Source organism: Acinetobacter sp., from assembly GCF_041919735.1.
In the GTDB taxonomy this organism is placed as follows: Bacteria; Pseudomonadota; Gammaproteobacteria; order Pseudomonadales; family Moraxellaceae; genus Acinetobacter.
The window spans coordinates 1-26323 of the sequence record NZ_JAYRTF010000027.1; the positions used below are offsets into that span (position 1 = coordinate 1).

General features: G+C 48.7%; 24 protein-coding genes and 1 pseudogene. 10 read left to right on the forward strand and 15 right to left on the reverse strand.

Translation table 11 applies throughout. The features are described 5' to 3' along the window. Positions 1 to 1273: 1273 nt before the first annotated feature. The gene (tyrS, locus tag ACE3T3_RS13735; protein ID WP_374667863.1) at positions 1274 to 2506 is read right to left on the reverse strand and encodes a tyrosine--tRNA ligase; all 1233 of its coding nucleotides are present in this window, start codon (positions 2504 to 2506) and stop codon (positions 1274 to 1276) included. 63 nt (positions 2507 to 2569) lie between these two features. Between tyrS and ACE3T3_RS13740 the strand changes: the two genes are divergently transcribed. Continuing rightward, positions 2570 to 3697, forward strand: coding sequence for an anhydro-N-acetylmuramic acid kinase (locus ACE3T3_RS13740; protein WP_374667865.1), 1128 nt, complete (start codon positions 2570 to 2572; stop codon positions 3695 to 3697). A 90-nt stretch (positions 3698 to 3787) separates the two neighbouring features. Here the strand turns inward: ACE3T3_RS13740 and ACE3T3_RS13745 are convergent, their stop codons facing one another. The 4 genes from ACE3T3_RS13745 to ACE3T3_RS13760 all read right to left on the reverse strand — a co-directional run bounded on the left by ACE3T3_RS13745 (position 3788) and on the right by ACE3T3_RS13760 (position 7967). After that, entirely contained in the window at positions 3788 to 5062 is a 1275-nt protein-coding gene (locus ACE3T3_RS13745; protein ID WP_374667867.1) for a lytic murein transglycosylase, read from the reverse strand. A 687-nt stretch (positions 5063 to 5749) separates the two neighbouring features. Then, positions 5750 to 6871, reverse strand: a complete 1122-nt coding sequence (locus ACE3T3_RS13750) for a 5-(carboxyamino)imidazole ribonucleotide synthase (protein WP_374667869.1) — start codon at positions 6869 to 6871, stop codon at positions 5750 to 5752. Positions 6872 to 6886: 15 nt separating this feature from the next. Next, a complete protein-coding gene (gene purE, locus ACE3T3_RS13755) occupies positions 6887 to 7399 on the reverse strand; it encodes a 5-(carboxyamino)imidazole ribonucleotide mutase (RefSeq protein ID WP_018572700.1) in 513 nt (170 codons plus the stop codon). Positions 7400 to 7628: 229 nt separating this feature from the next. Further along, a complete protein-coding gene (locus ACE3T3_RS13760; protein WP_374667940.1) occupies positions 7629 to 7967 on the reverse strand; it encodes a DMT family protein in 339 nt (112 codons plus the stop codon). 272 nt (positions 7968 to 8239) lie between these two features. On the opposite strand from ACE3T3_RS13760, the gene mpl reads away from it, so the two are divergent. After that, positions 8240 to 9604, forward strand: a complete 1365-nt coding sequence (gene mpl, locus ACE3T3_RS13765) for a UDP-N-acetylmuramate:L-alanyl-gamma-D-glutamyl-meso-diaminopimelate ligase (RefSeq protein ID WP_374667871.1) — start codon at positions 8240 to 8242, stop codon at positions 9602 to 9604. 67 nt (positions 9605 to 9671) lie between these two features. On the opposite strand, the gene ACE3T3_RS13770 is transcribed toward mpl, so the two are convergent. After that, positions 9672 to 9959 (reverse strand): GNAT family N-acetyltransferase, encoded by a 288-nt coding sequence (locus ACE3T3_RS13770; protein ID WP_374667873.1) that lies wholly within the window; start codon positions 9957 to 9959, stop codon positions 9672 to 9674. Between the two features lie 346 nt (positions 9960 to 10305). After that, positions 10306 to 10635 (reverse strand): GNAT family N-acetyltransferase, encoded by a 330-nt coding sequence (locus ACE3T3_RS13775; RefSeq protein WP_374667941.1) that lies wholly within the window; start codon positions 10633 to 10635, stop codon positions 10306 to 10308. Positions 10636 to 10718: 83 nt separating this feature from the next. Here ACE3T3_RS13775 and ACE3T3_RS13780 point away from each other — a divergent pair, with 83 nt between their 5' ends. After that, positions 10719 to 11927, forward strand: a complete 1209-nt coding sequence (locus ACE3T3_RS13780; protein ID WP_374667875.1) for a sugar transporter — start codon at positions 10719 to 10721, stop codon at positions 11925 to 11927. A 311-nt stretch (positions 11928 to 12238) separates the two neighbouring features. Next, positions 12239 to 13207 (forward strand): TerC family protein, encoded by a 969-nt coding sequence (locus tag ACE3T3_RS13785; RefSeq protein ID WP_374667877.1) that lies wholly within the window; start codon positions 12239 to 12241, stop codon positions 13205 to 13207. Between the two features lie 72 nt (positions 13208 to 13279). Here ACE3T3_RS13785 and ACE3T3_RS13790 read toward each other — a convergent pair whose 3' ends face one another. After that, entirely contained in the window at positions 13280 to 13867 is a 588-nt protein-coding gene (locus ACE3T3_RS13790) for a nucleotidyltransferase family protein (RefSeq protein WP_374667943.1), read from the reverse strand. 103 nt (positions 13868 to 13970) lie between these two features. On the opposite strand from ACE3T3_RS13790, the gene guaD reads away from it, so the two are divergent. From guaD to ACE3T3_RS13805, 3 genes are all read left to right on the forward strand, one after another. Next, positions 13971 to 15296 carry a guanine deaminase gene (guaD, locus tag ACE3T3_RS13795; protein ID WP_374667879.1) on the forward strand — a complete coding sequence of 442 codons (1326 nt, stop codon included), beginning with the start codon at positions 13971 to 13973 and terminating at the stop codon, positions 15294 to 15296. 220 nt (positions 15297 to 15516) lie between these two features. Continuing rightward, on the forward strand, positions 15517 to 16044 hold the full coding sequence (gene hpt, locus ACE3T3_RS13800; RefSeq protein ID WP_374667881.1) for a hypoxanthine phosphoribosyltransferase: 528 nt from the start codon (positions 15517 to 15519) through the stop codon (positions 16042 to 16044). A gap of 180 nt (positions 16045 to 16224) precedes the next feature. Beyond that, complete coding sequence (locus ACE3T3_RS13805) at positions 16225 to 16482, forward strand: GlsB/YeaQ/YmgE family stress response membrane protein (RefSeq protein ID WP_374667883.1); 258 nt, start codon at positions 16225 to 16227, stop codon at positions 16480 to 16482. Between the two features lie 72 nt (positions 16483 to 16554). Here ACE3T3_RS13805 and ACE3T3_RS13810 read toward each other — a convergent pair whose 3' ends face one another. Further along, positions 16555 to 17256 carry a DsbC family protein gene (locus ACE3T3_RS13810; RefSeq protein WP_374667945.1) on the reverse strand — a complete coding sequence of 234 codons (702 nt, stop codon included), beginning with the start codon at positions 17254 to 17256 and terminating at the stop codon, positions 16555 to 16557. 129 nt (positions 17257 to 17385) lie between these two features. Continuing rightward, positions 17386 to 18354: a CDF family Co(II)/Ni(II) efflux transporter DmeF gene (gene dmeF / locus ACE3T3_RS13815; RefSeq protein WP_374667885.1), complete on the reverse strand. Its 969-nt coding sequence runs from the start codon at positions 18352 to 18354 to the stop codon at positions 17386 to 17388. A 54-nt stretch (positions 18355 to 18408) separates the two neighbouring features. On the opposite strand from dmeF, the gene ACE3T3_RS13820 reads away from it, so the two are divergent. Next, a complete protein-coding gene (locus ACE3T3_RS13820) occupies positions 18409 to 18675 on the forward strand; it encodes a metal/formaldehyde-sensitive transcriptional repressor (protein WP_374667887.1) in 267 nt (88 codons plus the stop codon). Between the two features lie 133 nt (positions 18676 to 18808). Next, positions 18809 to 19993, forward strand: a complete 1185-nt coding sequence (locus ACE3T3_RS13825; protein ID WP_374667889.1) for an MFS transporter — start codon at positions 18809 to 18811, stop codon at positions 19991 to 19993. A gap of 80 nt (positions 19994 to 20073) precedes the next feature. Here the strand turns inward: ACE3T3_RS13825 and mnmE are convergent, their stop codons facing one another. The 5 genes and pseudogenes from mnmE to rpmH form a co-directional block, all read right to left on the reverse strand. Then, positions 20074 to 21429 carry a tRNA uridine-5-carboxymethylaminomethyl(34) synthesis GTPase MnmE gene (gene mnmE, locus ACE3T3_RS13830; protein WP_374667891.1) on the reverse strand — a complete coding sequence of 452 codons (1356 nt, stop codon included), beginning with the start codon at positions 21427 to 21429 and terminating at the stop codon, positions 20074 to 20076. 103 nt (positions 21430 to 21532) lie between these two features. After that, entirely contained in the window at positions 21533 to 23299 is a 1767-nt protein-coding gene (yidC, locus tag ACE3T3_RS13835; RefSeq protein WP_374667893.1) for a membrane protein insertase YidC, read from the reverse strand. Between the two features lie 5 nt (positions 23300 to 23304). Continuing rightward, positions 23305 to 23626: pseudogene (yidD, locus tag ACE3T3_RS13840) on the reverse strand (membrane protein insertion efficiency factor YidD). 9 nt (positions 23627 to 23635) lie between these two features. After that, positions 23636 to 24028 (reverse strand): ribonuclease P protein component, encoded by a 393-nt coding sequence (rnpA, locus tag ACE3T3_RS13845; RefSeq protein ID WP_374667895.1) that lies wholly within the window; start codon positions 24026 to 24028, stop codon positions 23636 to 23638. A 34-nt stretch (positions 24029 to 24062) separates the two neighbouring features. Continuing rightward, positions 24063 to 24197 (reverse strand): 50S ribosomal protein L34, encoded by a 135-nt coding sequence (gene rpmH, locus ACE3T3_RS13850; RefSeq protein WP_000831329.1) that lies wholly within the window; start codon positions 24195 to 24197, stop codon positions 24063 to 24065. A 660-nt stretch (positions 24198 to 24857) separates the two neighbouring features. On the opposite strand from rpmH, the gene dnaA reads away from it, so the two are divergent. Beyond that, complete coding sequence (gene dnaA, locus ACE3T3_RS13855) at positions 24858 to 26237, forward strand: chromosomal replication initiator protein DnaA (protein WP_374667897.1); 1380 nt, start codon at positions 24858 to 24860, stop codon at positions 26235 to 26237. Positions 26238 to 26323: the final 86 nt, after the last annotated feature.

Consider the following 26323-nt stretch of genomic DNA (forward strand, 5'->3'; position numbering starts at 1 on the left):
TTCGTTCGTTCCGGCTATCTCGTCGGTATGGGGTGCATTCTAGACCATTTCTGAATCATTGCAACCCCCAATTCACTAGATTCTTAACGCATGTATCTTTTTTCTACGAATTTGGTAAAAAAAATGCTTTTTTACTTATTTTTTGATCATTTTAAGTAATAAAAGTTCATTTTATTAAAATAATTTTTATCAATAGGTCATGCGATGCAAAAATATTTCCAACTAAAAACAGCACAAAGGCGCTTCAAATCCTCTATATTTTGGCTGTTTGCTGCAGTTCCGCAAAATCATGCCGTGCATGCAAGGCGCGGCTGGCGCCAAAAACTTCCGCAGAGCACCGTTATTTGGTGCATCTCGGCAGCTGAAGTCAACTAAGATGAAAAGCTGGTATAGGGCGCACGCCTCTAAATACGTTAACAGCCTTTTTATTTCACAGTATTTTTCACCCTTATTCTGTAACAAAAGCTGGCTTTCAGATCCATAGATAAATGCCGCTGATGATCATTCACAGTAAAACTGCCAGTTTTAGGCTTTTGCATATAAAAATGCATTTTTATTCAAGCTGCACTGCTGTTTATTTTCCAATTTTGCCCATCTTATAGCTAGGCAATGTTTTCTCGCCTGATTCCGCTGATTTCCAGTTCAGCTTTTATGACTTTTAGTCCAGCGCTATCTATTCATTCCCATTCAGGCGCTTCACCGATTTTCTGCCCCCTCACAGCTTAAGCTCACTCTATGTGATGCGCTCACTTTGAACAGGAAGCCTCGAAGCGCCGATGGCCGGAATTGAACATTATTCCATTTACAGCAGCCAGCCCCAGTTCTATATAAGTAAAAAATTCTGCACGCACGCCAGCCTCAGCTTTTAAACAGCTTTAAAAAAGCGCATTCAATTAATATTCAGATAATTCGGGCAATAAAAAGGAAGATATCTCTCCCAAAATATCTTCCTCGGAGTTGAATCTATAGTCGATCCATCGCTGTTGTTATAGTTATTCTATTAAATTTCAAAAAATAGCCTCTTGGGGAAGAGACTAAAAACTTGTGGAGTTTTGTTATTTACCCTCTGGTTCTGCTTTGACACAAAATTTCTGGATGGATAAATCCTATACATAACCAAAACAAAATGCAAGCCATTTGGAAAAATTTAACTCTTGTTTTTATAGGGGTTTTTTTGAATTTCATTATTTAATTTATTAATATAATAATTCCAATAAAAAAGCAGGCCGAAGCCTGCTTTTTTATCAATAACTTAACTAATTTTAAGGCCGGATTAATCCACAAAAATGACTTTTGCAATGGCTTTTTTGCTCGCCTGAACAATCAAAGTCACGTTTTCTTTGACGCTGAATGACGCATCAACTGGCTTCCAGTCCACTTTCACCGCGCCGCGGCCAAGAGCATCTTTGGCTTGTGCAGAGTTTTTAGTCAGGCCCGCTTCACGCAAAATAGACGCAATCGCAATTTCACCGCCATATTGACCGCGTGACAACGTCACTTCCGGCGTACCTTCCGGAAGTTCACCTTCGGTAATCAAATTGCCGGCGCCTTTATGCGCATTGGCCGCAGCCTCTGCACCGTGGAAACGTTCAACCAGTTCCAGCGCTAAAATCTTTTTCACTTCTTGCGGATTGCGGCCTTCAGCAATTTCTTTCAGCAGCTGCGCAATTTCATCCAGAGATTTGAAGCTCAATAAGTCAAAATAGCGTTCAATTAAAGCATCCGGCATCGACAGCACTTTTTGATACATCGCGCCTGGCGCATCAAATACGCCAATATAGTTGCCTAAAGATTTAGACATCTTGTTCACGCCATCCAAACCCTCAAGAATCGGCACGGTAATGCAGACTTGCGCTTCCTGATCATAGCGGCCTTGCAGTGTGCGGCCCATCAGCAGGTTAAAGGTTTGGTCGGTACCGCCCAATTCAACGTCGGCTTCCAGCGCAATTGAGTCATAGCCTTGCACCAATGGATACAAAAATTCATGAATCGCAATCGGCTGATGATTGCTGTAGCGCTTCGTGAAATCATCACGTTCAAGCATGCGGGCAACAGTTTGCTGAGACGCCAGCTGGATGAGATCCGCCGCAGTCTTGGTCGCAAACCATTCCGAGTTAAAACGCACTTTGGTTTTATTCGGATCAAGAATTTTAAATACTTGTTCCTGATAAGTTTTCGCGTTTTCAAGCACTTGCTCACGTGACAATGGCGGACGCGTTGCGCTCTTGCCTGTCGGGTCACCGATCATCGCAGTGTAATCACCGATCAGGAATGTCACTTCATGGCCTAAATCTTGAAAAACCTTCAATTTATTGATCAGCACCGTATGCCCCAAGTGCAAATCTGGCGCGGTAGGATCAAAGCCCGCTTTAATTTTAAGGGGACGGTTTTCTTTCAGTTTTTTAAGAAGATCTTCCTCAGAAATAATTTCATGAGTGCCTCGTTGGATGAGGGCAAGTTGTTCTTCAGCCGGCAGGAAATTTGACATCACAAAACCCAAACACATCAGTTATTCAATTTGTGCGATATACTAACACTTTTTCAGCACATTGCAGGCTTAAGAATAATCATGACCGCGATCTATATTGGCGTGATGACCGGCACCAGCATGGATGGTGTCGATATTGCCGCTGCGTCGTTCGGCCCTTTGCAGCTTCACGCAACCCTCACGCTCGAATTTGATCCCGATCTTCGCGATGAACTGATGGCGCTGACTTTGCCCAGCGACAATGAAATTGACCGCATGGGCCAAGCCGATGTGTCATTGGCCAAAATGATCGGTCACGGCATTAACCGCCTGATTGAAGAAAATCATTTAGACCGCAACCAGATTAAAGCCATCGGCTCGCACGGGCAAACTATCCGCCACCGTCCGGAACACGGCTTTACCCTGCAAATCGGTGATCCGAATATTATTACCGAAATCACGCAAATTCCGGTGATTTCCGATTTCCGCCGCCGCGACATGGCAGCGGGCGGTCAAGGCGCGCCTTTGGTGCCGGCTTTTCATCAAGCTTTATTTCAGCACCCCAGCATTCACCGGGTGATTTTAAACCTAGGCGGCATCGCCAATGTCAGCCTATTGCCAGCCGGCAATCCTGAAGGCGTTTACGGTTTTGATACCGGACCGGCCAATATTCTGATGGATGCCTGGTGCCACCGCTATACCGGCCAGCCTTATGATGAAAACGGCAACTGGGCGGCTTATGGCACCCCGATCCGCAGCCTGCTGGACCGCCTGCAAGCGCATGCCTTTTTCTCGAAAGAGCCGCCAAAAAGCACGGGCCGTGAAGATTTCAACCTGGAATGGCTGGATGAGCAGATTCTCGATTGGCGCGGCGACTTGGAATATGACGAACTGGAAGATACGCCGGAAAATATCCAAGCTACGCTGATGAAGCTGACCACCCGCGCTATTAAAAAAGCCATTTACCGTTCCGATATGGATACCGGTGAAGTCTATGTCTGCGGCGGCGGCGCCTATAATTCACACTTGCTGGAACAGCTGCGCTGGCGCCTGCGCAAGCATCAATGGACGGTACAAAGTACTGCGGACTTAGGTTTAAGCCCAACATGGGTGGAAGCCACCGCCTTTGCCTGGCTGGCTATGCGCTTTATGAATCAGCTGGCGGGCAACCTGCCCGCGGTGACGGGTGCTGAAGGCTACCGCATATTAGGCAGCATCACCTCCGTTTAAGCGCTGCTGCCAGTGAACCACTGGCATATGAAAAAAGCCTGCCGAACAGCAGGCTTTTTTTGCAAATGACTTTTAACTTCAATCTTTTCTTCAGCGCATCATGCTTTTGGCATTTTCACTGCGGATCACGCGTAAAATCTGCTGCCCGGCACGGCCTGTGGGACTCAAACCGAACTTAATCTGCTCCTGACGGATGGCTTGGCGGGTTTTATCACCAATCAGGCCATCCACTGCGCCAATATCATAGCCTTTATTCAGCAGATACTGCTGGATTTCACGGCGCTCGGCGCGCGAGGTGCCGGCATCATCGGTCGGCCACGGCGCAGCAAAACCGCCCTTGCCCTGCAAACGGTCCGATAAATGCGCAATCGCCAAGGCATAGCTTTCAGCAGCGTTATAACTATATATAGCATCAAAGTTTTTAAAGACTAAAAATAGCGGGCCATTGGCGCCAGCAGGCGACATCAATCCGGCAGGCGAATTTTCCGATAAGGCGCCCTGAATCAACGGCGTGCCGTCTGCACGGCTGACCCCTTGGCTGGCCCAATATGATAACGGTTTTTTATTGCGGCGGCTTTCACCGCTCAGCGGCATGCTCGCAGGCGCCTTCACCTCAAAACCCCACGGCTGTCCCGTTTGCCAGCCGCGTTTTTGCAGGAAGTTTGCTGTAGAAGCCAAAGCATCTGAAGTGCTGGAAACCAAATCACGGCGCCCATCGCCATCAAAGTCAACAGCCAGTTCTTCATAAGTAGACGGCATGAATTGGGTATGGCCAAACGCGCCTGCCCATGAGCCTTTCAACTGCTGTTCCGTTAAATCACCGCGCTGCAAAATCCGCATGGCTGCAAAAAACTCACCGCGGAAATAGCTTTGACGGCGCCCTTCACAGCTCAGTGTGCCGAGAGACTGCAATAAAGGATAAGAACCGGAAATATCGCCAAAATTGCTCTCGACACCCCAGACTGCTACCACTGTTTCAGGCGGCACGCCATAAGCGGCTGCAACGCGGTTCAGCACATCGCGGTGCTGCGCCAATTTCTGCTGCCCCAGCTGCACGCGCTCATCATCCACCAGCCCAGACAGATAATCCCAAATCGGCGTTGAAAACTCTGGCTGATAATTCAGCTTTTCAATGACTGAATAATCCGGCGTCAGATTTTGCGTATAACGGTCATAGCTGCTGGCAGAAACACCTGAATTTATAGCCTGACTGCGCAAATTGGCTAGACAGCCCTGAAAATTATTCTGTGAGGTGTACACCGGCATGCCGGACACCGCAACAGGCTGGCCATTAATAATCAATTCAGCCTGAGCTTGAGAAGCGGCAAGCAATACTGAACCCAAAAGCAATGCTGACTGGCGCATATCGTCCTTTTCTTTTTTTAACTTCAAATACGCCTACACCATAACATTCCTGCATTTAAATGACAGATAGCAATCTGTAAATTTGAATTCATTTTTCTCCACAATAAATTCATAATTCATTTTTAAATTCAAAACTTACCCACAATTACCACTTTAAATTCATTCTTTTTTGTTTTTAAATTTAAATTCATATTTGAGTTTTGAATTTAAAACACTTATCCACAACAAAGAATAAAAACAAGACAAACCTTTTGAATTTAAAAGCCCATTTTTAAATTTATTTACCCCGTACAGCTGACGATTCAGCTTTAAATTCATTTTAAATTTAAAAAATTTGCTCATTTCTGCAGTTTTTAAATTCAAAGAACCGGTTTAAATTCATAAAACCTCTTATGAATTTAAATTCAAAATCTGATATGAGTCTGTTCTGTCTGCCAGACGGTGGATTTTTTTCAGCTTTGCTGCTGGCAAAACAGGCTGTATTTTTTTAATTCATCGCAAAAAGCATAAAATTTCAGTATTTCTTCTGCTTTTTATAGAGGATAACAGTGTATTTAATCGGCAATTATTTTGCATAAAGATCCGATCAATGACTGTTTTTTTCAAAGAGGCGCAATCATGCCTGAACCGCAGGTATAAAAAAAGCGGCCATCGACATGACCGCTTTTTTAACATTCAAACGCAGGTTTAAATGCTCATATCTTCACTCAATGCCAATGGATTTGGCAGAATTTTCGCCAGTTGACGGCACAATACGGTTAATTGCGCGCTGTCATTCGGCATCAGCGTGATATGGCCAATCTTGCGGCCTTCACGTTCGGACTTGTTGTACAAATGCAAATGCGCGCCTTCCAAAGCCAGCACATCTTCAGATTTGGGATGCTGGCCGATGATATTGACCATCACTGTTGGACGCACCACAGCCGTTGAACCTAAAGGCAAGCCAGCGACTGCGCGGATATGGTTTTCAAACTGCGAGCAAATCGCGCCCTCAATTGACCAATGGCCTGAGTTATGCACACGCGGCGCCATTTCATTGGCATATAAGCCTTGGTCTGTGACAAACAGCTCAAGGGTCAGTACGCCGACATAATTCAAATGATTGAGCAGGCGGGTAATGTAGTCTTGCGCCACCGGCTGCAAATCTGCGCTGTTTGGCGCAGGCACAATCGAATGCGACAAGATGCCGTTGTGGTGATGATTTTCCGCCAATGGCCAGGTTTTTACATCGCCATTTTGACCGCGCACCGCAATGATCGACACTTCACGCGAAAAAGTCACAAAGCTTTCAGCAATCAATTCGCCTGCCGGGCCGAGTTCAGCCCACGCTTGATCCATCTGATCGGCTGAGCGCAGCACAAATTGGCCTTTGCCGTCATAACCGCCGCGCGATGTTTTTAAAACAATAGGCAGGCCCAATTCAGCCACAGCAGCTTGCAGGCTTTCCAGTGAAGTCACCGCTTTATACGGCGCCACAGGAATTGAAAGCTCATCAAACAGGGCTTTTTCAGACAGGCGGTGCTGAGCAATCGCCAAAGCTTGGCGCGGCGGATGCAGGTCTTTGTTTTTGGTCAAGACATCCACATCTGCCAGCGGCGTGTTTTCAAATTCCAAGCTGAATACATCTGCGCTGTCGATAAACTGCTGCAGGCCATCAATTGCCTTGGTAGAGAAAACCGGGCCTAAAGCGGCTGAAGGGCAGTCTGTATTGGCTTCAAAGAAAGTGCATTGAATATTCAGCGGCAGCGCTGCCTGCGCCATCATGCGGCCGAGCTGGCCGCCGCCAAAAATACCGATGGTTTTATCCATGATCTGTGTCCCGTTTTAAGCTTGGCCCGGAATATTATTGCCTGCCACTTTTTCAGTTTGCGCAGCGCGGAAATCTGCCACATTTTTAGCAATGTCTGGACGCGTTAAGCCCAAAATCTGCGCCGCCATAATCGCTGCATTGGTTGCGCCCGCAGGGCCAATCGCCAAAGTGCCTACGGCGATGCCTGCAGGCATTTGCACAATCGACAGCAGTGAATCAACACCGTTTAAAATAGAAGATTTGACTGGAACGCCCAACACCGGCAGATCAGTTTTAGCCGCGCACATGCCCGGCAAATGCGCTGCGCCGCCAGCACCGGCAATAATCACTTGAATGCCGCGATCACGCGCCGTTTCGGCATATTCAAATAAACGGTCTGGAGTACGGTGCGCTGACACAACCTCCGCTTCAAATGGCACGCCCAGCTGTTTCAGCATATTGGCAGTGTTTTCTAAAGTGGCCCAATCAGATTGAGAACCCATGATAATTCCAACGAGAGGAGTGTCTTGTGAAGCGGCCGCATTCATTGCAATGTTTCCAGAGATAATTAAGTGAGATAAATCTCGACGAAAGCCAAGCTTTAATAAGAGCCCCATATTATAGACTGATTTTTCATCTCGCCAAAAGTTCACAGCGGAATGAAGCGCGTATTTTTATGCTTTTTTTCCAACAATGCAGCCAAAATTCAGACCATTCACCTGACCGGATGCCATTCACCGCAATACGGCGCCCTGAATAGGCAAGGGCCGCAGCAGCTTATTGGCTTCTAAACACAAAATACACGCAGCCCAGCAGGCATAAGCCCGCCCAGAGATAATCCAGCTTAAAAGGCTGTTTAAACAAAAAAATCATAAAAGGTACAAACACCAGCAGGGTGACCACTTCCTGGGTAATTTTCATTTGCCCCATCGACCAGCCATGCGCCGCCAGCATGCGGGTGGCTGGAATCATAAAACTGTATTCCAGCAGGGCAATCAGCCAGCCGAAAAGAACCGCTTGCCACAGCGGCGCGCCATGCAAAAATTTGAGATGCCCATACCATGCCAGAGTCATAAAACAGTTGGAAATAATCAGCAGAAGCAAGGGCAGGGACATAGCGGGCAGTTCCAGAACAGACGGCGGTATTTTACCCGTTTCAGGATAAATTGCATGCGCTTTGCCTGCAGGAAAAAGCGCAGGCTCAACAGCGCAGATTCCGCTTTGAAACAAGTGTTTTAAAAGCATTGAATAGATACAAGAAAAACTATCTTTTCCCCAAAACCCTTGCTATCGTTGCTTTCAAATCGAATCACCTTTTAAGTCAAATTTATAATGACAACACCACAATAATGAAGTGATGTGTCTAAAAAGCAGTGGAGTTAAAACACATGCATCTGCATATTTTGGGTATTTGCGGCACCTTTATGGGCTCACTGGCGCTGCTGGCGCGGGACTTAGGCCATAAGGTGACAGGTTCAGACCAGAATGTTTACCCGCCAATGTCAACCCAGCTTAAAAATGCAGGCATTACTTTAATGCAGGGCTATGACCGTAGCCATTTGCAGCCGCATCCGGATTTGGTCATTGTCGGCAATGCCATGAAACGCGGGATTGATGCGGTCGAATATATGCTCAATGAAGGCTTGCCGTATATTTCCGGCCCGCAGTTTTTGGCAGATCACGTGCTGCAGGGCAAGCACGTATTGGGTGTGGCCGGCACGCACGGCAAAACCACCACCACCACCATGCTGGCCTGGGTGCTGGATCAGGCAGGCCTGAATCCAGGCTTCCTGATTGGCGGCGTGCCATTGGGCTTCAGTGAAAGCGCGCGCTTGGGCGGCGGCAAATACTTCTGCGTCGAAGCGGATGAATATGATTCTGCCTTCTTTGATAAGCGTTCAAAGTTTGTACATTACCACCCTAAAACTGCGATTTTAAATAATCTAGAATTTGACCATGCCGATATCTTTGATGATTTGGCCGCGATTCAAAAGCAGTTCCATCACTTAGTCCGCACCATTCCAAGTGAAGGCCGCATCATTGCGCCAATCACGGAAACCAACATTGATGAAGTGCTGGAAATGGGCTGCTGGACGCCAGTAGTGCGCACATCTTTAGATGCCAATGAACAATCTGAACTTTATGCAGAACAGCTGTCTGCCGATGGCTCTCATTTCAAAGTGCTGCAGCACGGCGCAGTTAAAGGTGAAGTGAAATGGAACATGACAGGGCAGCACAGCGTAGCCAATGCCTTAGCCACCATCGCTGCCGCTGAGCATGTCGGCGTATCGATTGAAACCGCCTGTGAAGCGCTGTCCAACTTTGGCGGCGTAAAGCGCCGGATGGAGCTTTTGGATACCGTGAAGGGCATTGAAGTCTATGATGACTTTGCCCATCACCCAACCGCGATTGACACCACGCTGGAAGGCGCGCGCAAGCGTTTAGGCGCACGCAAGCTCTGGGCCATCATTGAACCGCGTTCCAATACCATGCGCATGGGCAGCCACAAAGACGGTTTGGCGCATTCAGCGCGCTTGGCGGATGAAGTGATCTGGTATCAGCCGGAAGGCCTGGACTGGGATCTGCAGCCCGTGATTGACGCTGCGCCAAACAAAGCCATTGTGGCGCGGTCACTGGATGACATCATCCGCACAGTCACTGCAGAAGCCGGTGAGGGCGATGCGGTGGTGATTATGTCCAATGGCGGCTTTGGCGGCCTGCATCAGAAATTGCTTGCAGCGCTGAAAGCATAAAACCGTCACCTGATCATGAAAAAGCCCGCAGATTGCGGGCTTTTTCATGATCAGAAGCTGTAAATTTTTAAGCCGCCAAATCACTCAGGCTTTGATCACGCTTAAACATCGCCTCTACATACGAGCAGCTTGGAATAATTTTTAAATTCTGTTCACGGGCAAAATTCACCAGGACATCCAAAAGCTGGCGCGCCGTGCCTTGGCCGCGCAGGGAATCGTCCACCCAAGTGTGGTTTGCATCAATCGTCTTTTCACCGCACCAGATATAGCTGATTTCCGCGATGCGCTGGCCGGTTTCATTGCTGATAAAAAATTCGCCTTGCTGGCCGTTATCGCTGTGCTGTATTTGCGTCATTCTGTGCAACCTCAAGATTTTAAAAATTTGAAATATTAGACATTTTCCCGGATTAAAGCTTAAAAATACCCAATTTCAGGGATATGAAACCGAAGTGCTCCGCCTTAAAGTAGAGTTATAAAATTATGATTTATTGTTAACTTTTTCAAGGGGTGCGTCATATATGGACATGTATCTGATTGCTGTCCTGTTTTTATTGCTGGTTGCCTTGCTGCTGGGAGTCTCCATATACAAATCCCGCTTCTAGCGCCGGCACCGCATGATGCCGGCCACAGCTGCGCGGCATTCAACAGTTTTCAAAAAACCTTCAATCCGCCCCCTGTACGAATTGGAGGTTTTTTGAAATTTAGACCAAGACATCCCGTATAGATACATCTTTATCAAAAACAGATTTAGCGAAAGGGCAGAGCGGAATGATTTTAATCTGGCGCTCGCGGGCAAACTGCACCGCCGCATCCAACAGATGCCGCCCTACGCCTTGGCCGCGCAAAGCATCACTGACATCGGTATGCTCAATAATCAATTTATCTTCACCTGCCCAGACATAGACCATTTCGGCTAAGCGCTGCTGATTCTGCGCAATAAAAAAAGCGCCTTTTTTCCCGTCATCTTCGTGCTGCACAATCATGTTCCACTGATCCTTTTTTGTTCTGGTTTCCTCATGGTTGTATTCAATCCTGCGCTGCAATTCAATAGCGCTTAACAATTCAGAACCATCTCTTTAAAATAAAAGCCTATTCTTTTTAAACTGTATGGCTCATGTCCGTTGCCGCATCTCCCGCTATCGCTCCCAATGAATTCCGTCAATGGGTGAGCGTCATTACGCTTGCCTTGGCCGCATTTATCTTCAACACCACCGAATTCATCCCTGTAGCTTTGCTCAGTGACATAGGCCGCAGCTTCAATCTGCCAGCTACGGATACAGGCATCATGATTACCCTGTATGCGTGGATTGTTGCGCCGATTTCCCTGCCGATGATGCTGCTGACCAAAAATATTGAACGGCGTTTCCTGCTGATCAGCCTGTTTGCGGTGTTTATTGCCAGCCATCTGCTGTCCTATGCCGCCTGGAACTTCAAGGTTTTGATGATCAGCCGGATCGGCATCGCATTTTCACATGCGCTGTTCTGGTCGATTACCGCGTCTTTGGCGGTCCGTGTCGCGCCCAAGGGCAAAGAGCTTCAGGCGCTGGGCTGGCTGGCGACCGGCACGGCGCTGGCCATGGTGCTGGGCATTCCCTTTGGCCGCATGATTGGCGAGAGCTACGGCTGGCGCAACACGTTCGCTTTAATTGCCTTGTGCGCGCTTGTAGTGTGCCTGACTTTGGCCAAAACCTTGCCTAAACTGCCCAGCCAAAACTCCGGTTCGCTCAGCAGCTTAAAAACGCTCATCCGGCGCCCCAGCTTAATGATGGTCTTCGCCTTAACCGTCATTGTGATCACCGCGCAATTTACCGCTTACAGCTACATTGAGCCTTTTGCGCTGCATATCGCCGGCTTTTCTTCTGCTTCCACAACGGCGCTGCTGCTGATTTACGGCGCTGCCGGCTTTATCGGCTCCTATTTATTCGGCAAATTTGGCGCCCGATTCCCTAAATTGGCCATTCCGTTATTTTGCGGCCTGCTCGCCATTTCAATGCTGCTGATGCTGCCGCTGGCGCACAGTTTTGGCAGTTTCAGCCTGCTGTGCCTCTTGTGGGGCATCGGTATCATTGGCTTCAGCCTGGCGCTGCAAGCCAAAACCCTGAATCTTGCTTCTGATGCCACCGATGTCGCCATGGCCATCTATTCAGGCCTGTACAATGTCGGCATTGGCGCTGGCGCGCTGCTGGGCGGTCTGGTGTCCAGCCATGCAGATTTATCCCATATCGGCCTGACCGGCGGCCTCATTGCCGTATGCGGCACGCTGCTGGCCACCGTGCTGGTGCAGCGCCGTGATTTTATCAATCAGCCGCCATCTGTCCGCTAGTGCAGCAAATATTTGCCTATTGCTTAAAAATCTGCCATGCTTAGCCGCACATATTTGGGCATCGCCCAAAACAGAATTTAGCTGAACAAGGGGAGTAGCCTCCTCCAAGCGCAGACTTTGCATGCTTTCCTGCAAAGTCTGCGTGTCAGAATATCGTCATTACACTTTGCAAAAAGTCGGTATCTGAGCATTGACCCGCTTCCAGCGGGCAATGTAGGCAAGACCTTGATCATGCTGTTACAGATGTTTTTATTCATCTGGCAGCAGGTCAAGGTTTTTTTATGGCCGATTGTCAGATGTGGAGGATTCACATGGAAACGATTGGCTCATTGTGGCTGTATCTGGCATTTTTCGGCTTAGTGGCCGTGATGCTTATCATCGACTTTTTAGGCTTTAAACACAATCAAGGCCAAGAAGTCAAAATTAAAACCGCGGCCTACTGGAGCATTGCTTGGGTGTCTGCGGCAGCGCTGTTCGGCGGCGGGCTTTGGCTGTATCTGCAGCAAACTGCAGGCGTTGCGGTCGCGAATACCAAAGTCATGGAATATTTCGCCGGCTATCTCTTAGAAAAATCCCTTGCTGTCGATAACGTCTTTGTCTGGCTGATGATTTTTGCCGCTTTTGCCATTCCGCCGGCTTTGCAGCGCAAGCTGCTGCTGTACGGCGTGCTTGGCGCGATTGTTTTGCGCACCATCTTTATTTTTATCGGCGCATGGTTTGTTCAGGAATTTTCCTGGGTGCTGTACATCTTCGGCGCATTCCTCGTCTATACCGGCTTTAAATTCCTGAAAGGCCAAGATGACGATGAAGACAAAAATATTGAAGATATGGCGGTGCTGAAATGGCTGCGCAAGCATATGCGCATCACTCCGCAAATGCATGGCGACCGCTTTTTTGTGCGCCAAAATGGCCTGCTGTGGGCGACGCCGCTGTTTTTGGTGCTGATTTTAGTGGAAGCGTCGGATGTGATTTTTGCCGTCGATTCGATTCCAGCGATCTTCGCCGTCACTTCAGATCCCTTTATTGTGCTGACCGCAAACCTGATGGCGATTTTAGGCCTGCGCGCCATGTTCTTCCTGCTGTCGGGCGCAGCGGCTAAAATGCATTATTTGCCCTATGGCCTCGGGATTATCCTGCTGTTCATCGGCTTCAAGATGCTGATGCTGGACGTGTTCCATATGCCGATTTGGATTTCATTGAGCTTTATCATTCTGGTGCTGGGCATTACCGCCTGGCTGTCAATCCGCCACAGCAAAAAGCACCATGAACCGACCATCTAAGCCTTAGCCGCTGCTGAAGCATCGGCTGAGAACCCATCAAGCACAGCCCTCCGCACGGAGGGCTGTGCTCATTCAGGCTTGAACAGTGATGAGCTGCAATTGAGGCCATTGGCTTAAAAAAGCTTTGGCTTCGAGCCGGCGCTGAAACACCGCGTAGCTGACCAGCGCTGGATTCCAGCGCAATTTCAGCTCAAATAAATCCTGCAGCCCCAATGGTGCTTCAATCCGGCATTGCCCCTCAGCATCCAGCCGCACCGCAACGGCGGTGGCGGTTTCCGGCCACATCGCCAAGGCCTGCGCTAAAGAAGCATACGGCGCGATGCAGCCGCCGTTATCCAAGCGGTACCAATGATGCACCCGCGCCTGATTGGCGACATCCCACACACAGTCAGGAAAACGCGCCTCTAATTGTTCACGGATCTGCTGTTCGCGTGCGCCGTCGTCCTGCGGATCAAAATACACCACGTCAATGTCCGTCTGATGCAGCGGATAGGCCTGTCCATGCAGCTGCGCCCAAATGCTGTTGCGGATCACCCCAGCGGCGAGATAGGCCTGGGGTTCAATTGCACGCAAAGCGGCCAGCATCTGCATGAGTTCAGGATGCGCGGCAATAAAGGCCATGAGCTGCGACGTATAGCGATGAGGAACAGACTGCGGCATCATTTGAATCAGGTACTCGGCAGAGAAGGGAAAGGCGATAGCGGCGAAGCCCGGATCATTTTACGGTATAATCAACCGAAAAAATTCAAAACGCAGGTTATCAATGTCTTCTGTAATTGCAACGACGGCGGTTCGCGGCCGCTTCCTCGACATTCAGAATACGGTTGCCCAAGCGCGTGAAATTCACGACCAAGTGCGATATGTAGAAGATGGTTTACTTCTCAGTGAAAATGGCATCATCCAATGGTTTGGCCCTTGGGATGAAGGGCGGCATTTGATCCCAAAGCAGGTTCAGGTGCAGCATTATCCCGATCAGCTGATCATTCCCGGCTTGATCGACACCCATATTCATTTTCCGCAAACCGAAATGATGGGCGCATACGGCGAACAGCTGCTGGAATGGCTGGAGACCTATACTTTTCCCACCGAACTGCAATTTTCCGATCCTGACTATGCAGAGCGCATTGCGCAGCTCTTTGTGCATGAACTGCTGAAAAACGGCACCACCACAGCGCTGGTCTTCTGCACCGTGCATCCGCAGTCGGTCGATGCTTTATTTGCAGCGGCCGAGCAGCATCAGATGCGCTTAATTGCCGGCAAAGTCCTGATGGACCGCCATGCGCCTGAAGAGCTGTGCGACAGCGCAGACAGCGCTTATCGCGACTCTAAGCAGCTGATTAAAAAATGGCATGGCAAAGGGCGCAATCTGTACGCCATCACGCCGCGCTTTGCGCCGACCTCGACACCCGAGCAATTGGCGCGGGCAGGGCAGCTGAAAGCGGAATATCCGGATGTGTATGTGCATACCCATCTGAGTGAAAATAAAAATGAAATTGCTTGGGTTAAAGAACTGTACCCGGAACAGAACGGCTATTTAGATGTTTACCATCACTACGGCTTAACAGGGCCTAAGTCGGTGTTTGCCCATTGCGTGCATCTGGAAGAGCACGAATGGGACTGCATGCGTAGCACCGGCTCCGCCATCGCCTTTTGCCCCACTTCAAACCTGTTCTTGGGCAGCGGCCTCTTTCCCTTGAAGAAAACCTGGGAAAAGCAGGTCAAGGTTGGCTTAGGCACGGATATCGGCGCAGGAACGTCTTTCAGCCAGCTGCAGACCATCAATGAAGCCTATAAAGTGCAGCAGCTGCAGGGCGACAAGCTTTCCGCCTTTGAAGCGCTGTATCATGCCACACTGGGCGGCGCAAAAGCGCTGGACTTGGCGGATCAGCTCGGCAATTTCAATTTAGGCAAAGAAGCCGATTTTGTGGTGCTGGACCTGCAGCCGACAGCCTTGCAGCAGCTGCGCCAATCCCGTGCCAAAGGGCTGGAAGACAGCCTGTTCGCTTTAATGATGATGGGCGATGACCGCAATATTCACAGCACCTATGTGTATGGACAGCGCGCTTATGTCAAAACAGGCGCTGCCTGAACAGCAGGCAGGGAACGGCTCAGCAGCCTGATCGCGCTGCTGGGCTGCATGCGGATTCTGCGCCGTGACCGCGCTTCCGGACCGGGACGGTTACATTTTCAGCGGAAAAGATAATGCAAGGCTGCTGAAGTTGTATTAAAATTGGGGCATATTTTGAGGTGTTGCTAGTCAACGCCTTTTTTATTTTGAAGTTTTGATTTTTGTTTTTAGGTATCTACCCATGACTGTTCAAATGAGCGTATTGATTTCGACCGAAGAAATTCAAGCTAAAGTCAAAGAGCTTGGCGCCATCATTGACGCACACTATGCCAACAGCAGTAAAGAACTGGTCTTAATCGGCCTGCTGCGCGGCTCTGTTATTTTCATGGCGGACTTATGCCGCGCCATCACTAAAACGCACGAACTTGATTTTATGACGGTTTCAAGCTACGGCGGCGGCACCGTGTCAAGCCGCGACGTTAAAATTCTAAAGGATTTAGACGGCGATATCCGCGACAAAGACGTGCTGGTGGTTGAAGACATTATTGATTCAGGCAACACCCTGAGCAAAGTGCTGGAAATCTTAAAAACCCGCGGCCCAAACTCGATTGAGCTGTGCACGCTGGTCAGCAAGCCGTCGCGCCGTGAAATTGATCTGGATGTCCGTTTCTTAGGTTTTGAAGTCGAAGATAAGTTTATTGTCGGCTACGGCTTGGACTATGATCAAAAATACCGCCATATTCCTTTTATTGGTGAAATTGGCCTCTAAGCGCCAGCGGATAATAAAAAAGCGGCCTTGCGCCGCTTTTTTTATTGCCGCGGAGCCATTCCGAACAAAAAAGCAACAGTTCTTAGCTGAACTGCGCTTTTTCTTAGCTCCTGTCTAGACCAAGATAAAACCATCAACATGATGTAAAAACAAAGACATGATAAAAAAAGGAGAACACTCATGTGGTCACTTATTGTTGCCATCGTGGTCGGTTTCATTGCAGGCTTAATCGCCCGTGCAATCCATCCTGGAGATGATAAAGCAGGATTCATCGTGACAGCCTTATTGGGTATTGCCGGTTCGCTGCTTGCCACCTATGGCGGCCGGCTGCTCGGCCTGTACGGTGAAAATTCAGCAGCCGGCTTTATTGCCTCGGTCATTGGCGCGCTGATTATTCTATTTATTTACAATATGGTTGCTAAAAAAACCTCTGCCTAGCAAGTCGATTCTCCCATAAAAAATCCCCGCAGATGGCGGGGATTTTTTTGTTTCAGACTGAACTGCAGCCGCTTATAAGCCCAATTCCTGCCAAATTTTTTCAATTTCAGCCGCAGGGTAGGCGCCCATTAATTTGGTGCCGTTGGAGAAAATAATCGCCGGCGTGCCGCTGACCGCTAATTTTTGGGCCAGCTGCAGATTGCGTTCCACAGGGTTGGCGCAGCTTTTCTTGCTGCCCGGCTGAATTCCCTTAGACATCAGATTGCTCCACGCAAGCGCAGGATCCGTTTCACAGAACAGCTGCTTGGACGGCGCAACCGATTGCGGCTTTAACGCCAGCACAAAAGTATAAATCGTAACATCCGTCAGCTTGTTTAATTCTACTTCAAGCTGTTTGCAATACGGGCAATTTGGGTCAGAAAAGATCGCCAGCTGGCGCTTGCCATTCCCCCGCACGCTTTTGATTGCATCTTTGAAAGGCAGTTTTTTCCAATCGACCTGATTTTGCGTCATCATCAGCGCATTGGTCAGATTCTTCTGATCTTTCAAGCGGATCATTGACCCCGCTAAAATGTATTCAGCATCTTCACCGGTATAAACAATCTGATTGCCGACCGATCCGCTGTAGATGCCCGGCATTTCAGTCGCTTGAATATTTTCAATCTTCAATGCAGGATATTTCTTGTTCAGCTGATTTTGAACAGAAACCGCATCCGCCATAGCCCATTGTGAGACGGCTGCCGCCAAAAGCATTGCGCCCATTTTTTTCATTATCACATGTACCCTGCAAAATTTTTATGCCGCAGAGTGTACTTGGATTAGCCGCTATCAGGCATCTTTTTTTTCAAAGGCTTACTCAAATGCAACATGCTTGCGCGCTGTTTCACGTGGAACGGACTGGGTTCATGCCGGCGCATTGATTTCTACCGAAACATGCACTAGCCCCTCATGAACGGCCAAGGCGCTGCGCACGTGATCTGCAGTCAAAACATCCGCAGTTTCCAGTGCTAAAATGCATGAAAATTTGCCTTTACCCACTTTCCAGACATGCAAATCGCTTATTGTTGCCAAGACTGGCAAGCCTGCAATCACTTCACGGATTTCTTCTACCACGGGATGATCCATTTCGGCATCCAGCAATGTTTTGCCAGTGTCTTTAATTAACCCCCATGCCCAGCGTGCCACCAGAATTGAACCAACAATCCCCAAAACGGCATCCAAAAAACTCCAGCCCAAGTACTTGCCTGCAATGAGCGCAATGATTGCTAAGACCGAAGTTACAGCATCTGCCACCACATGCAAAAATGCAGCTTTCTGATTTAAATCATGATGATGGTGATGTCCTACCTCATGATCATGTTCGTTATGATGATGACTGTGGCTATGACTATGACTGTGCCTATGATGATGGTGATGCGCAGGATCATCATGCAGCAGCCATGCGCACAGCAAATTTACCAGCAGACCTAAAATTGCAATTGGAATCGCTTCGTTATAATGAATCTGGACAGGAGAGAGCAGCCGTTCAATGGAGTGAAAAGCCATAAAAATAGCCACCACAGACAGTAAAATTGCACTGCTATAACCTGCCAACACTTCAATCTTCCATGTCCCAAAGCTGAAGCGCCTATCCTGTGCAAAATGGCGAGCCGCGCGGTAAGCCATATAAGCCAATCCCAGTGCCAACATATGAGAGCTCATATGCCAGCCGTCCGCCAACAGTGCCATCGAGTTAAAAATCCAGCCACCAATCACTTCTAACAGCATCATAACTGCAGTTAAAATGGTGGCCAGTAAAATACGTTTCTGAGCCAGTGGATTGCCTTCATCAAATTGATGGCTATGGGTACGGATAGAAGGAGTGTTTTGCATTATCTTAAGTTTTAAATATACTCCCCTATAGTATATTTATTTTTGGAGCATTGTGTGAGCCATTTGCATCAAGATAAAAAAATTTTAAACCGTGTTAAGCGCCTGCAAGGTCAGCTGAATGCAGTAGAACAGTCGCTATTGCAGCCCGATGCTGAATGCATTGCCGTGCTGCAGCAGGCAGCAGCGATTAAAGGTGCAGTCAATGGTTTAATGAATGAGCTGATCGAAGCGCATTTACGCCACCATGTCATCGGCGCAGATCATCCAGTAAATGAAGCTGAACTGGCGGAGTTTATGAAGCTGTTAAAACGCTATGCCTAAGCTCGGCTTAAAACATTTACACGGGATAAATTGACCCTGGAAGCGCATCACGTTTACACTGCTCAAATCCCCCTTACATTCTCATTTCTTGCCTTTTAATCAGGAATTTGAGTCTCTTTTTGTGATCTGAATCATGACAAATTCTCAATCTTGGCGTCCATTTATCATGGTCAGCCTTGCTCTGATTATGGGAACCATCGGCACCGCTCTGGCCAGTCCGCTGTATCCGATTTATCAAGAACTGTGGAAGCTGCTGCCCAGCCAAATTACCTACATTTTTGTCGCTTATATGTTTGGCTGTCTGGCGACTTTGCTGTTTTTTGGCCGCGCCAGCAACAGTTTCGGCTTTTTGAAAACCCTGCAGGCCGGCATGCTGTTTGTGATTATTGGCCTTGCACTGTCTGCCGTCTCGCAAAATGCGCTGATGCTGTCTATAGCCCGCTTTTTAATCGGCATCGCATCCGGGCTGATCAGCACTTCCGCCATGCTGGGCTTGATTTACACCATCCCAGACAGCCACAAGCAGAATGCGCCTCAGCTCAGCTCGATCATTACCGTCGTCGGCTTTGGCTTGGGGCCATTGACTGGCGGCATCATTGCGCAGTTTTCCAGCCAGCCGCTGTTTACGCCGTATTTGCCCATTATTGCCGGCGCGCTTCTCTGCCTGCTGGGCTTAGGCATGCTCAAAGCTGAACCGGTGCAAAAACAGCCGTTTTCCGCCGCGCCGCATCTGCAGCTGCCCGAACCGAAATATCACGGCCTGTTTCATATTGCCGGCTGGACCGCATTCGGCGCGTTCTCCGCCTTCAGCCTGTTCGCTTCACTGGCGCCCTCATTCATTAAAGACATTATCCCTTGGCATGGCCCGCTGGTCAGCGGCATCACCATTTCCAGCATTTTAATGGTCTCGGCTATCGTGCAATTCAGCGCCAAAAAAGTCAGCCCGCGCAAAGCGCTGAACGCGGGGCTTATCAGCTTAACCCTCAGCTGCATCCTGCTGGCGATCTGCATTGCCGCGCATTGGAGCCTGCTGTTTTTTATCAGTGTGGTTGCCGCCGGCATGGGGCACGGCTTAGGCCTGATGGGCGCATTCGGCATGATTCACGGCATGACCAATTTGGACAACCGCGCCGCAGTGATGTCCACTTACCTGTTTATTGGCTATTTGGGCACCATTTTTCCTATTATCGGTGTTGGGATTCTCTCTGATCATTACGGTTTTTCAGCGGGGATTCTCGGCTTTTGCCTGGCCATCGGCCTGCTCAGCTGTGTCCTGCTGCTGTGCCAGCGCAACATGCGGACCGCCTTGCAGCATTAAGCCCAGCATCCGGCGTAGGCCTAAAATAAAGCCATTAAAAAAGCCCTCAATCGAGGGCTTTTTTAATCATGCAACAGCGGTTATTTCCCGATGCAGAATGATCCAAAGATCTTGCCCAGCAAATCATCGGCGCTGAAATCACCGGTAATTTCACCTAGAGCATTTTGCGCCAGGCGCAGCGATTCCGCGACCAATTCACCCGCATGATAGACTGTCAGCTGCTCATGCGCTTCAGCCAGATAGCGCTGAGTGCGCTTCATTGCGTCTAAATGGCGTGTACGCGCAATAAAGGTGTCTTCTTCCGGCTGGAAGCCTGCATGCGCTGTAACGGCATCTATGAGCGCCTGAACGCCAGTTTCCTGCTTTGCAGACACAGTGATATGCCGGAAGCCCTGATAATCACTCAGCGCCGTCGGCGTTCCGGTTAAATCACATTTATTGCCGATCAGCATCAGGCGTTTCCGTTCAAGATGATCGGCAAAATAGCTTTGCGCCAGCTGCAGCGGGTCTTCGCCCTGACTCAAGTCATACACCAGCAGCAGCAGGTCCGCCTGTTCAATTTCTTTAATTGCCCGGCGGATGCCTTCTTTTTCCACCACATCGCCGGTTTCGCGCAGGCCGGCGGTATCGGTCAGGGTAATCGGCAAGCCGTTCAGGCTGATTTTTTCATGCAGCACATCACGGGTAGTGCCGGCAATATCCGTCACAATGGCGCGCTCAACCCCGGCCAGCGCATTCAGCAAAGATGATTTTCCGGCATTCGGCTTGCCGGCAATCACCACCTGCAGGCCTTCACGCAGCAATTGCCCCTGACGCGCAGACTGCTGCACATCGGATACCGCTTTTTGCACGCCCTGCAGCAAGTTCAATATTTTGCCGTCAGCCAAAAAGTCAATTTCTTCTTCCGGAAAATCAATGGCTGCTTCCACATGCAAGCGCAAGTGAATCAGCTGTTCCAGCACAGTATTGACCTTGCCGGAAAAAGCGCCCTGCAATGAACGCACCGCTGAACGGGCCGCCGCCTGTGAGGTCGCATCAATCAAGTCGGCAATCGCTTCCGCCTGCACCAAATCCATCTTGCCGTTTTCAAATGCACGCATGGAGAATTCGCCGGCTTTGGCCGCCACGGCGCCTAACTCCAGCAGGCGCGCCAGCAAGGCATTCTGGATGACTGGACCGCCATGCCCCTGCAGCTCAACCACATCTTCACCGGTAAACGAATGCGGATTCGGGAAGCAAATCGTCAGCCCCTCATCCATGACGTCACCCTGCGCATCCAAAAATGTGCGGAAACCGGCATAACGCGCTTTGGGCAGCGCCGTTTGGCTCAGCGCTTCAGCAATTGCATAAGACTTTGGCCCGGACAGGCGAATCACACCGACGCCGCCGCGGCCCGGCGGAGTCGCAATGGCAGCGATCGTGGTTCGGTTTTGCATTGTATTCACCTCAATATTTACCTCAAAATCGTCAATTGCTGGCAAAGAAAAATCCGCCTAAGATTACCATCTTAAGCGGATTTATTCAGCTCATCAGCAGCACTTAGTTTGCTGGGTTCGCACCGTCACGCTTTTCACGGTCTTTCGCCACACTTTTGTTGATCAGTGTTTGCTGCAAAATCGTGATGCTGTTGTTGCAGATCCAGTACAGCACCAGACCGGCAGGGAAGAACAGCATAAATACAGTGAAGATCACCGGCATGACTTTGAACACTTTCGCCTGCATTGGATCTGCCGGCTGCGGGTTCAAGCTTTGCTGAATGAACATGGTTGCGCCCATCAGCAGCGGCAGGATGAACCATGGATCCATCGCTGATAAGTCTTGAATCCAGCCCAGCCACGGCGCATGGCGCAGCTCAACAGACTCCATCAATACCCAGTACAGCGCCAGGAAGATCGGCATTTGCAGCAGCAGCGGCAAGCAGCCCGACAGCGGGTTCACTTGTTCACGCTTGTACAGCGCCATCATTTCCTGCGAAAAGCGCATGCGGTCTTCACCGAACTCTTCTTTCATGCGCTGCATTTCAGGCGCAATCACGCGCATTTTCGCCATCGAGCGGTAGCTCTTAGACGACAGCGGCCAAAGAATCAGTTTCACCAGAATCGTCAATAGAATGATTGACCAGCCCCAGTTGCCGATTAAACCGTGGAAGAATTGCAAGCCCAAGAACAGCAGCTTGGCAATTGGCCACAACCAGCCATAATCCACTGTTTGGTTCAGGCCGACAGCCAAATCTTTCAATTCAGACTGAATTTTTGGACCTGAATAGAAAGTGGCATCCACTTCCGCCGCTGTGCCTGCCGGAACATTGAATGAAGGCGAAGTAAACTGGATGATATTCATATCATCTGAAGATTTGCGCGACTCCAATTTGGCTGCAAATGGCTGGCCTTCCGCTTGAGTCAGCTTCAGCTCGCCTGGAATCCATGCACTGACGAAGTAGTGCTGCACCATGGCAACCCAGCCGCCTTTCGCTTCAACATTCAGCTTTTCATCATTAAAGTTGGCGAATTTCAGCTTGTTATAGTGCTCATCAGGTGAACCCCATGCGCCGCCCAAGAAGGTGCCCAAAGTGAAAATACCTTGGTCAGACTTGCCCGGATCTTCCGAATTATCACGTTTCAGCTGGCCAAACATCTGGCCTTGCCAGTTTTGGCTGCTGCGGTTCGCGATCTTATAGCTCACCACAACCGGATATTCGCCTTGGGTAAAGCGGAACGTTTTAATAATTTCAACGCCGTCAGCTGTTTTCAGCACCATCGGCACTGCTAAAACTTTTTCCGCCTTGCCGTCTTTATTCTGAACAGACTGCGCATCCGCCAGGCTGTAAGAAGCTTTTTCAACTTCATACGTTGGACGGCCATTGCGGCTGCTGTCCGGGCCATTCAAGCCAATTAAGCCTGATTGAGCCACATAAGTGCGCTTGGCATCGCTTTCCAGCATGACAAAAGGTTCATCGCTGTCTTTATTTTTGTCATGATTGAGTAATTCAACACGAACAATATCACCGCCTTTCGGATTGATCCAAAGGTGGTAAAGGTCAGTTTTCACTGAAACAAGCTGTTGACTTACAGGTGCAGTGGCGTCTGCTGTCTGCTGCGCTGCAATATTCGCCTGCGGCACATCGGATGATGCGGCTGCAGCCTGGCTGTTCGGCAAATCGGCAGATACTTCATGAGACACGACGGCAGCATTATTTTGCTGCGGTTTGCTGTCCGCATGGCCGTAATCTTTTTGCCAAGCCAAAATGAGCAAATATGCGACAACAAACATGGCCCCGAGAATAGCAATCCTGGCCCATTGTTGCATTTCTATTACCCCAAATGGTTAGAGTGATTTTTGGTTCAATAAACGATCACGAAAGGGTACAGCAACGTGAAGCGTTTGAGAATCTATTTGCTGAAACGAAATAAAACGAAATGCTTTGCGCGGGACAGGATCATAGCCTGAACCTCCCCAAGGATGGCAGCGGCAAATGCGCTTCACAGACAGCCAGGTTCCGCGTGCAGCGCCATGCAAATGCACTGCTTCCAATGAATATTGAGAACATGTGGGAATATAGCGGCAGCGGGGTCCAAGAAGCGGACTGATTGCTATCTGATAAAAACGGATTAACCAATGCAGTAAATGTACCATTGGCCATCTCTACTTTTGCTGTGAGGAAGCTGTTTTGGAATGCTTTTTGGCTTGGCGGTTCAGCTTTTGCCATGCAAATTGTAATTGCTGATGCAATTCGGCATTAGGTATTGCATCAATGCCGGCTTTCGGCATAACAACAATGTCTAATTCATCCAATTGCTGCTGATGCAGGCGAAAACTTTCGCGGGCAAGACGTTTTATTCTATTTCGTTCATGTGCGCGGCGCACTTTCTTTTTTGCAACGACGATACCCAAACGGCTATGACGCAGTTCGGAATGCTTTGCAAGAAATAAGAAATGGGGCTGATGCACTTTAAAAAGCGCACCATCGAAGACACTTTTATAATCGGCAGCACAGTGTATGCGTACATCTGTGCTGAAGCCATAAAGTGCTGTCATAACGCCCAAGTCGTTATAGCGCTAACTGATTAAATTAAACAGTTAAGCTATGACGGCCTTTAGCACGGCGGCGAGCCAATACTTGACGGCCAGCTTTAGTCGCCATGCGGGCACGGAAACCGTGAACACGTTTACGTTTCAGTTCAGAAGGCTGGAAAGTACGTTTCATGTCGAAACTCCAAAAATGATCTTTCTATAAAGGTTCGCGATTTTAGTGCTCATTGCTTGAGCTGTCAATCAAAAACAAGCTTTCTTTCAAAATTGAAGCTGTATTTCAGCTGCTTTGCTTTTATCCGCTGTTTTGCTTTAAAAAGCAAAAAAAAGTTACACACAAGCTAAGATGCTGTTTATAATGAACTAATAAATTATCACCAAGTTTACCAACAAGGTTATCCACAATATCAAAGGTTATTTGAATTTCATTCCTGATTTAAATTTGAATTTAAACCTGATGTGAAGTTATCCCCAAAATCATCGAACGTTATTATTAAATTCAAATTTTAAAATTTAAATTTATTACTATAAGGGTCGCATTTTCTTGTGGAAATCGTATATTTTGTTTTAATTAACATGTAGATATGTTGTGAATAACTCTGTTTTTATAATTTTGATAGTTTGTGGATAACTTTGTGCTATATTTTATCCACAGCCTATTGGTGAGGTTATCCACACTAGGTTTTAAATTTAAATTTAGACTGAATTGCGATTTTTTAGCCAAAAAATGCCGAATTAACCATGACAGATGTGGATAACTTGGTTAGAATGGCGGCCCGCTTAGGCGGGCAAATCATATTTTTTTATGCACAATGGATTGAAATAGGGGTTTCACATGCTTTGGACAGATTGCTTAACTCGTTTGCGCCAAGAGTTATCCGGCAATGTCTTCACAATGTGGATCCGCCCTTTAGTCGCGGAAGAAGCTGAGGATACATTGCGCCTGTTTGCGCCAAATCCTTATTGGACCCGCTATATTCAAGAGCACCATTTAGAGCTGATTACTATTTTGGCTGAACAGCTGTCGGAAGGCCGCGTCCGGCATGTTGAAATTTTAGTCGATTCGCGTCCTGGCGCAATTTTATCCGCCAGTGAACAGCCCGCGACCACGACTGCCGCGCTGGAGTCTGCGCCTGTTCCTGCAGTGAAGCCGAGAAAAGAAAAAGAAGAATCTGCATCGAAAAACAGCCGCAAGCGCCAGCTGAACCCTCTATTTACTTTTTCTTTATTTGTTGAAGGCCGTTCAAACCAAATGGCGGCGGAGACCTGCCGTAAAGTGCTGACCCAGCTGGGGGCTTCACAGCATAACCCGCTGTTTTTATACGGCCCAACGGGTTTGGGTAAAACGCATTTAATGCAGGCGGTCGGCAATGCGCTGCTTCAGGCGAAGCCGAATGCCCGTGTCATGTATATGACGGCAGAAAGTTTTGTGCAGGACTTCGTGAGTTCTTTGCAGCAAGGCAAAGTGGAAGAATTTAAGAAAAATTGCCGTTCTTTGGATCTGCTTTTGGTGGATGATATTCACTTGCTGGCCGGTAAAGAAGCCAGCTTGGTTGAATTTTTCTACACCTTTAACGCGCTTTTGGATGAATCCAAGCAGATTATCCTGACTTCTGACCGTTATCCGAAAGAATTGACGGAACTGGATCCGCGTTTGGTTTCACGCTTCTCTTGGGGCCTGTCTGTGGGGGTGGAACCGCCGGATATTGAAACCCGAATCGAGATTTTGCTGAAAAAAGCTGAAAGCAATAATGTTGAGCTGCCGCGCAACTGCGCGCTGTTTATTGCGCAGCAAGTGGTGGCCAACGTGCGTGAATTGGAAGGCGCGCTGAATAAAGTGGTGGCTATTTCCCGCTTTAAGGGCACGCCGATTGATTTGGAAGTGGTGCGTGAGTCTTTAAAAGACGTTTTAGCGATCCGCGCGCGCACCATCAGCACAGAAAATATTCAGCGTGTGGTCAGTGAGTACTTCCGCATTCCATTGAAAGAATTGATTGGCCCGAAACGCACCCGTATTTATGCCCGCCCGCGCCAGCTGGCGATGGGCTTGGCGCGTGAGCTGACAGGGGACAGTTTTCCTGAAATCGGCATGGCCTTTGGCGGCCGTGATCACAGCACAGTGATGCATGCTTGCGAAAAAGTGCAGAGCCTGCGCGAGGAAGATCCAATCTTTAACGAAGACTATAAAAACTTGCTCCGTTTACTGCAAAGCTAAGCGTTTTTTTGCCTAAATTCTGTTCTTGCAATGCGGCATATTCTGCCGCATAGTACACTGCTAAAAAATTAATTTTATCCATCTGC